The organism is Paraburkholderia ginsengiterrae (assembly GCF_001645125.1).
In the GTDB taxonomy this organism is placed as follows: domain Bacteria; phylum Pseudomonadota; class Gammaproteobacteria; order Burkholderiales; family Burkholderiaceae; genus Paraburkholderia; species Paraburkholderia ginsengiterrae.
Genome location: NZ_LXKA01000352.1, coordinates 21599 through 33066, shown reverse-complemented (window position 1 = coordinate 33066; position 11468 = coordinate 21599). Strand labels below are relative to the sequence as shown.

Here is an 11468-nt window from a genome sequence, read left to right as displayed (position 1 = left end):
GCTCACCCGCTTGCCAACACATCGTGCCGCTGACATTGATGCGTTGCTCCCTCATCTCTGGAAACCCTACGCTAGCGCACTATAGCTTACGCACGGGCTGGACAAGGTGCCTTCACCGGGTGCTTACGGAACGACTGCGGATTGACGACGAAGACCAGAATGAGACCGATCGTGAATCCAAGCGCGAAGCCCATTGCAATGCCGCTAGCGGTAAGCATTCCGCCTTCGAGTGCGAGGATCGCGAGAATCTGCGAGCGCGTCACGCCGACGTGCCGCAGCATGCCGAACTCGCGGGCGCGCGCGAGGGTTTGCGCGGAGAACGTCGCCGCCACGCCGAACAAGCCGATCACGATAGCCACCACTTCGAGCAGATAGGTGACCGCAAAACTGCGATCGAAGATAACCAGGGTGCGCGCGCGAATCTCGCCGGGCTGAGACAGATCCAGCGCCCCGCCAAACGGCAGCGCACGCAGCCCCGCGGCAACACGCTCGACGCTCGTTCCTGATTGAACGGTGACCGCCACATCGGTTGCGCCGGTGTCGCCGGTCAAGCGCCGGTAGTCGGCACGCCGCATCACGATCGCTCCGGTTTGCCGCACATAGTCGCGCCATACGCCGGCCACGACGAACACGTGGCCGTGCTCGCCTAGCGGCAGTTGAATACGCTGACTCAATCGGTATCCATATAGATCGACCATTGCTTCGGACACCCAAACAGGCGTCTCGTTTCCCTGGAAAGCGGACAGCGGCAAAACCGCACCAGTCATCTGCAGAGTCGCACCCGGATCGGCTGCGTCGATCCCGCGTGCAAGCAGAGCCACGTCAGGCCGCGCGGGGTCGAGCGTGAGGTGCGAGGTGCGCCCAAAGGCTGCTGCCTTGACACCGGGCACGGCTGCGACGCTGGACTGTTCGTCCGGCCGCAAACCGCCTGTGTCGCCGTTCGGCGCCACGCGCACATAAAGATCCGCGGAGAGCAGATGAACCAGCCAGTCTTCGACGGAAACACGAAAGCTTGCCACCATGATCGCCATCGCGACGATCAGCGCAAAGCTCGACAACACGCCGCCCATTGCGATTGACGCGTGGCCCGGTGCGTTCGCCAGCCGCGCCAGCGCGAGCGTGCGGGCGGCGCCGACACGGCGACGCCTGGCGAAAGCACGGCTCGCCGCCCCGAAGATGAGCGCGGTCGCGCGCGGCATCAACGCAATCCCGCCGACCAGCAGCAGCGCGACGGCAAGATAGCCGCCGATCGGCGCATCCAACCATGGCGGCATCTGCGTGAGCACGGCGGCGGCCGCCAGACACAGCACGGCGGGCCACGGTGTAGCGAGCCGCGCCAAGGCGCCTTCTTCTGCGCCGGCTTTGAGCGCCGCGGCGGGCCGCGCGCGCGCGGCTTCCAGCGCGGGGGCAAGACTGCCCAACACCGACACCGCGAGGCCAAGCGCCAGAAACAGGACGCTCGCCAGTGGTTCGAAACCGACTTGCGGTTGTACACCCGGAAAGTAGCCGCCGCCCAGGTCGCTGCCAAAGAAATGGTGCGCGCCGCTCGCCAGCGCATAACCGAGACAGAGCCCCGCGATCGATCCGAGCAGACCCAGCAGCGCGCCTTCCATCAGGATCTGGCGCAACAGCTGGCCACGCGTCAGACCGAGCACGCGCAGCATGGCGAACTGCGCGCGGCGCCGCACCACGCTCAACGCCTGCGTCGAAAACACCAGAAACGCGCCGGTGAAGAGGGCCACCAGCGCGAGCACATTCATATTGATGCGATATGCGCGCGACAGCCGGTCGGTACGACTTTCGGCATCGCGGGTTTCGGAGATCACCCATTGGCTGCCGAGCCGCGCTTGCAGGGCGTGCCTGAAGCGCTCCCGGTCTACGCCGCGTTCGAGCTGAATGTCCACGCGGGACAGCTTGCCCACTCTGCCGAACTTCCACTGCGCGGCGGCGATGTCCATTACCGCGAGCCGCTGGCCAGGCCGCGTTCTCACGAGACCGCCGGCCACCCGAAAATGCACGATCGAGGTGCCGCTGCGCAGCGCCAGGTCGTCGCCGATTTTGACTTTCAGCCATTGCTGCGCCGCCGGCGAGAGAAACACGGTGTTCGTCGCGAGCGTATCGAATGGCCGGTCCGGCGACGGCACGCCGATCAGATCCGGCGCGATGCGACTCGCCTTGAACACGTCGATGCCGAGCACCGGCAAGGCGGAAGTCCGGTCAGGCACGGTCACATCGAGTGCGAGCACGGGACTCGCGAGCGCGACACCAGGTTCGTTCGCGAGGCGCGGGTAGATGGCTTCGTCGAATGAAGGCTGTGCGCCGCGCACCTGCAGATCGGACTCGCCCGAGAGGCTGCGGGCCGCCGCGGAGAATTCGTTGAACGCCGCGCTATTGATCAGTTGTACTGCGTAGCCGAGCGCCACGCCGAGTGCGATCGTCGCGATGGCAACCAGCGCGCGTCCACGATGACTGCGCCATTCGGCGCTCAGCAGCCAACGGGCGAGAACGCGGTGTCCTTGTCGGTGCTGCGGCCGGCCGATCTCAGCGGGCGTCATCGGCTGAAGGCTCGGGGGAGCGGGCGCCGGCAAGCGCCGCGGGTCCGGACGACACGTGCAGGGCGCCGTCGCTCAGAATCAGGATGCGGTCGGCGAAGGCCGCGGCGGCTTCCGAGTGCGTCACCATGATCGTCGCCGCGCCGCTGGCCTTGCTCTGCGCGCGGAACAGGCCGAGCACGTCGTGCGCGGTATCGGGGTCGAGGTTGCCGGTGGGCTCGTCGGCGAGAATCAGTGTCGGACGATGCACGAGCGCGCGCGCAATCGCCACGCGCTGCAATTCGCCGCCCGAGAGCTGGCGCGGAAAATCATCGCCGCGTCCGCGCAGGCCGACCGCGGCGAGCATATCCAGCGCGGCCTCGGCGGGCAGCTCGTTCAGCAGCAGCGGTAGCGCCACGTTCTGCGCCAGCGTCAGATGCGGCAGCACGTGAAAAGCCTGGAAGACGAAGCCCAGCTTTTGCCGGCGCAGGCGCGTCGCCGCGTTGTCGTCCAGTTGCGCAACGGCGTTGCCGTCGATGATCACATCGCCGCTATCCGCGCTGTCCAGCCCCGCGATCAGATTGAGCAGTGTCGATTTGCCGACGCCGGAATCGCCCATGATCGCGACGAATTCACCGGGACGGAGGATGAAGTCAAGGTGCGCCAGCACGACACGGCCCGCGCCGTATGTCTTGCTGAGCCCGCGGCACTCGAGTGCGGGAACGACACTTTCGTCACGAAGCGCCATGCGATTTCCGAAAAGTGTGAGCGATGAAGGGCGAAGACGCGGTGAGCACGCGCGTAGCCAGTGGCCCCTGAATCGTCGCAGTATATTCGGCTTCCGTAAGGTCGTCCGAAGCAGGGCGCGCGGCTCGCGCCCGGGTCTGAAAATCGTAGCTGGAAAGAGGGGCCTGATCCTTTCCGGACCGTACGACTGAAATCCGACTCGATGGAACAAAAAATATTTCTGCTCGCAAGCAGGCTGAATTCCGGGCTAAATTTGCGCCCGCGCGCTCTCATGCACCAGCCTGATCCGGCTCCGTCCGGTTTTCATGCCGGTGCATTCATACAAGCGCTTGTAACGTGCCGCCAACTGCGCGCATTTTCGCCCAAAAACAACCGTTTGCAGTGGGCCTAACGGTGTTTGTGCGTGCGCACATTTTTATTCATTTCGCAAGACCTGTGGCGGCAATAACGCATTGCACCGGGCTTTGCAGCATTGTTGCGCTGCAAAAGTATTCTTATCTTGGTAATCTCCCACCCTTGGTCATTCGACTGCGGGTAAACGTGTAAGTAGCGGCACCGGCTTCACGTCAATTTCAGCGAAATAAAGCCTTCAATTTCATTTCAATGCCTTCAGGCCTGAAGGCATTGATGCGACGTTTTGTACTTCAAGTTTTCGACAGAGCACATGCCATTGCCTCTTCTTAGCCTACTCATCTGGATCCCTATTGTCGCCGGTCTGGTGGTGTTGCGTGCCGGATCCGACGCGGCACGGGGTCGCACCCGCTGGCTCGCGCTGGCCGGCGCGGTTGCGGGTTTCCTGCCGGTGATTCCGCTGGTCGCGAATTTTCGCAACGACGTCACGTCGATGCAGTTCGTCGAGAACGTCAGATGGTCGCCCACGTTCGATATCGCGTGGCATGTGGGCGTGGACGGCATTTCGCTGTGGCTCGTCGCGCTGACCGCGCTCACCACGATCATCATCGTGGTGGCCTCGTGGGAATCGATCACCGAGCGAGTCGCGCAATACTTTGGCGCGTTCCTGATGCTGTCCGGTTTCATGCAGGGCGTGTTCACGTCGCTCGATGGGATGATGTTCTTCGTCGCCTTCGAAGCGACGCTGATTCCGCTGTATTTGCTGATCGGCACATGGGGACATGCGAACCGTTCGTATGCGGCGGTGAAGTTCTTCTTCATCTCGTTCCTCGGGTCGCTGATGATGCTGATGTCGATGCTGTATCTGTATAGCCAGACGCACAGTTTCGACCTCGCGTTGTGGCGCGAAACGCATCTCGGCACGATGCCGCAGGTGCTGATTTTCCTCGGATTCCTCGCCGCCTTTGGCGTGAAGGTGCCGATGTGGCCGCTGCACACGTGGCTGCCCGACGTTCACCTCGATGGCCCGACTGGCGCCGCCGTGATGATCGGCATGTTGAAGATCGGCGGCTATGGCCTGCTGCGTTTCGCGTTGCCGATCGCCCCGCAGGCCAGCCACTTCTTTGCGCCGATGATGATCACGCTCTCGCTGGTCGCGGTGATCTATTCGAGCCTGCTCGCGCTCGTGCAAACCGACATCCGCCGCCTGCTCGCGTATTCGACGGTGGCGCACATGGGTCTCGTGACGCTCGGCCTGTTCGTCTTCAACCGCATCGGCCAGGCCGGCGCGATCGTGCAGATGCTGTCGTATGGCGTGGTGTCCGGCGCGATGCTGCTGTGCACCGGCATGCTCTACGACCGCACGAAAACGGCCTCGATTTCCGAGTACGGCGGTGTGGCCAACACCATGCCGCGCTTCGCCGCGTTCGTGATGCTGTTCTCGATGGCCAACATCGGCCTGCCGGGCACCTCGGGTTTTGTCGGCGAATTCATGGTGCTGATGGGCGCGATCCGCTTCAACTTCTGGATCGGCGCGATGGCGGCGACCACGTTGATTCTCAGCGCGGCCTACACACTGTGGATGTACAAGCGGGTGATCTTCGGCGCGATCGCCAATGCGCGCGTCGCGAAGCTGACGGATCTCGGCAAGCGCGAGATCGTGCTGCTGGGCGCGATGGCCGTACTGGTGCTCGCGATCGGCATCAATCCGAAGCCGTTCACCGATGCGATCGATCCGTCGGTCGGCACCTTGCTCGCTCAATCGGAGCGTTCGTCGATTCCTTCGGATACCGTACCAGCTGACGGCGGTGAACATCTGCAGGCTGCGGCGCCGGCACCGGTTGCCGCAACGGCTCGCACGCCGGGCTGATCGGATTGATCGGGCATCCCACCCGAAAACCACGCTAGCGGGGGCGTATCGCAGATGCAGCATTCGTTGACCGGATGCTGCCGCTTCCGCGCACTTCCGGACGGCGTAGTCCATTCCTTCGCGCGTCAATAACGCGGCATGGCCAACGAGGTCATGCCGCGTTTTAGTGCTTGTTTAAAGGCACTTTATGATGCACCGATTCTTCGAGTATCTGTAAAGTATCCTTGCAAAAGTTCACCTCCGCGCACGTGTGCGGCAACGTGTCGCACGGTGGTGCGACGCAATAATACGTTGCAAAACGAGGGGTTTATTGGACAATGCCGTTCCCCTACTATGCGAGCGCTAATTAATGGAGAGCGGTCTGATGACGTTCGTTGAAGTCGTAACTGAAAGGCAATGGATATGAAAGGAAAGACTCTGCGAGGGTCGGCAAGTTTCCTTTCCTCCAGCCTCGTGTTGTTGCTCTCGGGTTGCAGCAACCTCGATATTTTGAATCCGAAGGGGAGTGTGGGTCTGGCGGAGCGCGATCTGATCGCCACGTCGACCTGGGCCATGCTGATCGTGGTCGTTCCGGTGATCGTGCTGACGCTGCTGTTCGCCTGGCGCTATCGCGCGTCGAACAGGAACGCCGAGTACCGCCCCGGCTGGGTGCATTCCACCGGCATTGAAATCGCCATCTGGACGATTCCGACACTGATCATCCTGTTCCTCGCCGTGCTGACGTGGAAGACCACGCACGAGCTCGACCCGTATCGTCCGCTCGAGTCGCAGGTGAAGCCGATCAACGTCGAAGTCGTCGCGCTCGACTGGAAGTGGCTGTTCATCTATCCGGACCTCGGCATCGCGTCGGTGAACCAGCTCGCGATCCCGGTCGGCACGCCGGTGAACTTCCGGATTACGTCGGACACGGTGATGAACTCGTTCTTCATCCCACAGTTGGGCGGCCAGATCTACGCGATGGCGGGCATGCAAACGCGCCTGCATCTGATCGCCGATCACACCGGCGACTACGCCGGCCTCGCCGCGAACTTCAGCGGCAGGGGCTTCTCGGACATGAAATTCCGCACGCTCGCCACCTCGCCGGAAGAGTTCAATGCCTGGGTTGCGAAAGTGCGCGCCTCGTCGGACAACCTCAGCATGGACCGTTACCACGCGGTATCTGCGCCGAGCGAGAAGGATCCGGTTCGCTATTTCTCGACCGTCGATCCGAAGCTCTTTAACAACATCATTGCCCGATACAACAACGGGAACGTCCTCGACAACATGAAGGACGCCAACTGTGCGCCTAAGGGGTAACGCATGTTCGGAAAACTAACGCTCGATGCGATTCCGTATCACGAGCCAATCATCGTTGTGGCGGGCGCCGGCATGGTGCTCGCCGCGCTGGCCGTGCTCGGCGCAATCACTTATTTCGGCAAATGGCGCTACCTGTGGAGCGAATGGCTGACGTCCGTCGATCATAAGAAGATCGGCGTCATGTACATCGTCGTTGCGTTCATCATGCTGCTGCGCGGCTTTGCCGACGCAATCATGATGCGCATGCAGCTGGCGCTGTCGTACATGAGCCCGGGCTTTTTGCCGCCGCATCACTACGACCAGATCTTCACGGCCCACGGCGTCATCATGATCTTCTTCATGGCGATGACGTTCATGGTCGGTCTGATGAACCTCATCGTGCCGCTGCAGATCGGCGCACGCGACGTCGCGTTCCCGTTCATCAACTCGCTGAGCTTCTGGATGACGGCGGTCAGCGCGATTCTGATCAACGTCTCGCTGGTGGTCGGTGAATTCGGGCAGACTGGCTGGCTCGCTTATCCGCCGCTGTCCGAACTGCAGTTCAGCCCCGGTGTCGGCGTCGACTATTACCTGTGGAGCCTGCAGCTCTCCGGCATCGGCACTTTGCTGACGGGCGTGAACTTCTTCGCGACCATCGTGAAGATGCGCGCGCCGGGCATGACGTTCATGAAGATGCCGGTGTTCACGTGGACCGCGCTGTGCACGAACGTGCTGATCATGGCGTCGTTCCCGATCCTGACTGTCACGCTCGCGCTGCTGGGTCTGGACCGTTACCTCGGCATGCACTTCTTCACGAACGATGCCGGCGGCAACGCGATGCTGTACCTGAACCTGATCTGGGCATGGGGTCACCCCGAGGTGTACATCCTGATCCTGCCGGCGTTCGGTATCTTCTCGGAAGTCGTCGCGACCTTCGCGAAGAAGCCGCTGTTCGGCTACAAGACGATGGTGTGGGCGACCTGCGCGATCATGGTGCTGTCGTTCCTCGTGTGGCTGCACCACTTCTTCACGATGGGTTCGGGCGCTGACGTCAACGCGTTCTTCGGTATTGCGACGATGGTGATTGCGATCCCGACCGGCGTGAAAGTGTTCAACTGGCTGTTCACGATCTACAAGGGCCGGCTGCAATTCACGACGCCGATTCTGTGGACCCTCGGCTTCATGGTCACCTTCACGATCGGCGGTATGACCGGCGTGATGATGGCCATTCCGGGCGCGGACTTCGTGCTGCACAACAGCCTGTTCCTGATCGCTCACTTCCACAACGTGATTATCGGTGGCGTGCTGTTCGGCTATCTGGCCGGCTTCAACTACTGGTTCCCGAAGGCGTTCGGCTTCAAGCTGAACGAGAAGCTCGGCAAGGCCGCGTTCTGGTTCTGGCAGATCGGCTTCTGGGTTGCGTTCACGCCGCTGTACGTGCTCGGCTTCATGGGCATGACGCGTCGTCTGAACCACTACGACAACCCGGCATGGCATCCGTGGCTGATCGCCGCCGCGTTCGGCGCGGTGCTGATCGCAATCGGTATCGGTTTCCAGCTGCTGCAACTGGTCGTCAGCATCCGCGATCGCAACCTGCCGCAAAACCGCGACCTCACGGGCGATCCGTGGGACGGTCATACGCTGGAATGGGCGACGAGCTCGCCGCCGCCGCCTTATAACTTCGCGCACATCCCGACGATCCGCTCGCTCGACGCGTTCACCGAAATGAAGTCGCGCAAGGGTGTCCAGAAGGTGCCGGTGTATCGCGACATTCACATGCCGTCGAATACGTCCGCGGGCCTGCTGGTGGGGCTGTTCTCGCTGGTGCTCGGCTTTGCAGGCGTGTGGCACATCTGGTGGCTGGCGATTGTCGGCTTTGTCGGCGCGATCGCCACTGTGATCATTTACAGCTTCCAGGACAACGAGGGCTATTACATCCCGGCCGACACCGTCGCGCTGATCGAAGAGAAACGCAGCGGTGGCGCTGCCGTGGCCGGTGTTGGCGCAGCTGTTCGCGCCGATGAGAAGGTCGCGCTGGAGGTGGACTGATGTTACAGAAGACTATTGCGGTTGAGCCGCAACTCGCGCCGGATCATGTGCCGTCGCACTCGGTGTTTGGTTTCTGGCTGTACCTGATGACCGACTGCATCATCTTCGCGGCGCTGTTCGCCGTGTTCGCGGTGATGAGCCACCAGTTCGCGGGCGGTCCGAGCGGCAAGGACCTGTTCGAGATCCCGGGCGTCGCGCTTGAAACGACGATGCTGCTGCTTTCGAGTATCACGTACGGCTTCGCGATGCTGGGCGCGCACAAGAACCGCAAGGGCGTGCTGCTGTTCTGGCTCGGCGTGACGTTCCTGCTGGGCCTCGCGTTTCTGGTGCTGGAAATGCGCGAGTTCTCGCACCTGATCGCCGAAGGCGCGGGTCCGAGCCGTAGCGCGTTCCTGTCGTCGTTCTTCACGCTGGTCGGCACGCACGGTCTGCACGTGACGTGCGGCCTGATCTGGATGGTGGTGCTCGCCGTTCAGGTGATGCGTCATCGTGACCTGACCGAGCGCGACATGATCCGCCTGACGTGCCTGAGCCTGTTCTGGCACTTTCTGGACGTCGTGTGGATCGGCGTCTTCACCTTTGTCTATCTTGCGAACGTGATCTAAATGGACCATAGCCATAACGCCCACGCAGGTGAAAGTCACGGCAGCCTCGGCAGCTATACGACGGGCTTCATTCTTTCCGTCGTTCTGACTGTCGCCGCTTTCGGCCTCGTTATGACGGGCACGCTGACGGGCGAGAACGCGCTGCTGGCGATCGCCGGTCTCGCGTTCGTGCAGATCGTCGTGCACCTGATTTTCTTCCTGCACATGAATACGTCGTCGGCGCAGCGCTGGAATGTGATGGCGTTTGCCTTCACGTTGCTCACCGCGGTCATTGTGATCGGCGGCACGTTGTGGGTCATGCATAACGTCAGCATGAACATGATGTCGCGGTGATGCCACGATAAGTGGATGGCGTGACCGTTGTCTGAAGCAAAGCCCCGCAAGGCGATAGTCTTGCGGGGCTTTTTCTTGGCGGCCGCCGCGCACGCTCGCGGCAATTGACCGATCGACGAACCCGCGTTAGCATCCTTTGCATGAACGCTTCTATCCTTTCCCGTCTGCATTCTTTGCGCGCATGCTGTCATGGCCTGCCGAGGGGAGCTTGCGTCTAGCAAGAGCATCTGTACAGATTCGCATCCCTGAGGCCACCCGTCACACGACCGGTGGCCTTTTTGTTTTTGAACCCCAGTAACGGGAGACACGACATGCCGCTTCGCCTATACGACACCTGGTCTCGCAGCACGCGCGAGTTCACGCCGATTCGGCCGGAACAGGTGGGCATGTACTGCTGCGGCCCGACGGTGTACGACCACGCGCACATCGGCAACCTTCGCACTTACGTGTTCGAAGACGTACTGCGGCGCGCGCTGGCTTTAAACGGCTACACGGTGCGGCACGTCGTCAACATCACCGATGTCGGTCATCTGGTCTCCGATGCAGATGAAGGCGAAGACAAGATGGAGAAGGGCAGCCGCCGCACGGGCGAGTCGGCGTGGACGATCGCGCAACGCTACACCGAGGCCTTCATGAGCGACTGGCGTGCGCTCAATCTGCTGGAGCCCACCATCTGGTGCCGCGCCACCGATCACATTGCCGGGCAGATCGACTTTATCGCGGAGATCGAGCGCAACGGTTATACCTATCTCACGGACGACGGCGTTTATTTCGACACCAGCAGGCAGGATGACTACGGCTATCTGGCGCGCCTCGACGTGGCGGGTTTGCAGGCCGGCAAGCGTGTCGCGCAGGGCGAGAAGCGGAACGTGACCGACTTCGCGCTATGGAAATTCAGCCCGCCAGGCACCACTCGGCAGATGGAGTGGGATAGCCCGTGGGGACGCGGTTTTCCCGGCTGGCATATCGAATGCTCGGCGATGTCGGCCGAGTATCTGGGCCCGTGGTTCGACTTTCATTGCGGCGGCGAAGACCATATCCCCGTGCACCATAGCAACGAGATCGCACAAACCCAGGCGTGCCACGGCACACGGCTCGCGAACTTCTGGATGCACGGCCATTTTCTGGTGCTGGACGCCGGCAAGATGTCGAAGTCGAGCGGTGACTTCGTGCGCTTGCAGACGCTGATTGATCGTGGCAACGATCCGCTCGCGTACCGCTATTTATGCCTGAGCGCGCACTATCGGAGCAGCTTGCGTTTCAACATGGAAGCGCTCGATGCCGCGCAAGCCGCGCTGGACCGGTTGCGCAGGAGCTATGTGCAATGGCCGCGAGGCGGCACGCCGGACGCCCAGAGCGTTGCGCGTTTCAAGGAAGAGGTCGATCAGGATCTGAACTTGCCGCGCGCACTTGCCGTGTTGTGGGACGTAGTCAGAAGCGATCTGCCGGCGGCCACGCGCAGAGCGACGGTCGATCGTTTCGATGCGGTGCTGGGACTAGGTCTCGCCGACTGGAACGGCGATGCGTTCGCGATTCCCGCGGAGATTGCGGCACTCGCGGACGAACGCGAAAGAGCACGCGCGGCGAAGCAGTGGAACGAAGCCGACCGTCTGCGTGATGCATTGGCGGCGGCCGGCTGGAATGTTGAGGACAGTGTGAACGGCCAGGTGCTGCGTCCGCTGGGTAAGACGAAGTAGTCCGAAGTAG

8 protein-coding genes are annotated in these 11468 nt (G+C 62.0%); 6 read left to right on the top strand and 2 right to left on the bottom strand.

Annotation, left to right across the window (positions count from 1 at the left end; translation table 11 throughout):
* Positions 1-86: 86 nt before the first annotated feature.
* Positions 87-2555 carry an FtsX-like permease family protein gene (locus A6V37_RS31850; protein ID WP_082904887.1) on the bottom strand — a complete coding sequence of 823 codons (2469 nt, stop codon included), beginning with the start codon at positions 2553-2555 and terminating at the stop codon, positions 87-89.
* Complete coding sequence (locus tag A6V37_RS31845) at positions 2542-3279, bottom strand: ABC transporter ATP-binding protein (RefSeq protein WP_064265025.1); 738 nt, start codon at positions 3277-3279, stop codon at positions 2542-2544. Before A6V37_RS31845 ends, A6V37_RS31850 begins: the two co-directional genes overlap by 14 nt.
* A gap of 663 nt (positions 3280-3942) precedes the next feature.
* Here A6V37_RS31845 and A6V37_RS31840 point away from each other — a divergent pair.
* The 6 genes from A6V37_RS31840 (at position 3943) to cysS (ending at position 11458) form a co-directional block, all read left to right on the top strand.
* Positions 3943-5499, top strand: a complete 1557-nt coding sequence (locus A6V37_RS31840) for a complex I subunit 4 family protein (RefSeq protein WP_064265053.1) — start codon at positions 3943-3945, stop codon at positions 5497-5499.
* Positions 5500-5901: 402 nt separating this feature from the next.
* Entirely contained in the window at positions 5902-6795 is an 894-nt protein-coding gene (gene cyoA, locus A6V37_RS31835; protein WP_064265052.1) for a ubiquinol oxidase subunit II, read from the top strand.
* A 3-nt stretch (positions 6796-6798) separates the two neighbouring features.
* The gene (gene cyoB / locus A6V37_RS31830; protein ID WP_064265024.1) at positions 6799-8823 is read left to right on the top strand and encodes a cytochrome o ubiquinol oxidase subunit I; all 2025 of its coding nucleotides are present in this window, start codon (positions 6799-6801) and stop codon (positions 8821-8823) included.
* Entirely contained in the window at positions 8823-9428 is a 606-nt protein-coding gene (gene cyoC, locus A6V37_RS31825) for a cytochrome o ubiquinol oxidase subunit III (protein WP_064265023.1), read from the top strand. Before cyoB ends, cyoC begins: the two co-directional genes overlap by 1 nt.
* Complete coding sequence (gene cyoD / locus A6V37_RS31820; protein WP_064265022.1) at positions 9429-9761, top strand: cytochrome o ubiquinol oxidase subunit IV; 333 nt, start codon at positions 9429-9431, stop codon at positions 9759-9761.
* A 311-nt stretch (positions 9762-10072) separates the two neighbouring features.
* Positions 10073-11458 (top strand): cysteine--tRNA ligase, encoded by a 1386-nt coding sequence (cysS, locus tag A6V37_RS31815; protein WP_064265021.1) that lies wholly within the window; start codon positions 10073-10075, stop codon positions 11456-11458.
* The last annotated feature ends 10 nt before the right edge of the window (positions 11459-11468 follow it).

Excerpts from the sequence above, each read along its gene's own strand:
- A6V37_RS31850 (WP_082904887.1), bottom strand. The coding sequence starts at position 2,555 with ATGACGCCCGCTGAGATCGGCCGGCCGCAGCACCGACAAGGACACCGC.
- A6V37_RS31845 (WP_064265025.1), bottom strand. The coding sequence starts at position 3,279 with ATGGCGCTTCGTGACGAAAGTGTCGTTCCCGCACTCGAGTGCCGCGGG.
- A6V37_RS31840 (WP_064265053.1), top strand. The coding sequence starts at position 3,943 with ATGCCATTGCCTCTTCTTAGCCTACTCATCTGGATCCCTATTGTCGCC.
- cyoA (WP_064265052.1), top strand. The coding sequence starts at position 5,902 with ATGAAAGGAAAGACTCTGCGAGGGTCGGCAAGTTTCCTTTCCTCCAGC.
- cyoB (WP_064265024.1), top strand. The coding sequence starts at position 6,799 with ATGTTCGGAAAACTAACGCTCGATGCGATTCCGTATCACGAGCCAATC.
- cyoC (WP_064265023.1), top strand. The coding sequence starts at position 8,823 with ATGTTACAGAAGACTATTGCGGTTGAGCCGCAACTCGCGCCGGATCAT.
- cyoD (WP_064265022.1), top strand. The coding sequence starts at position 9,429 with ATGGACCATAGCCATAACGCCCACGCAGGTGAAAGTCACGGCAGCCTC.
- cysS (WP_064265021.1), top strand. The coding sequence starts at position 10,073 with ATGCCGCTTCGCCTATACGACACCTGGTCTCGCAGCACGCGCGAGTTC.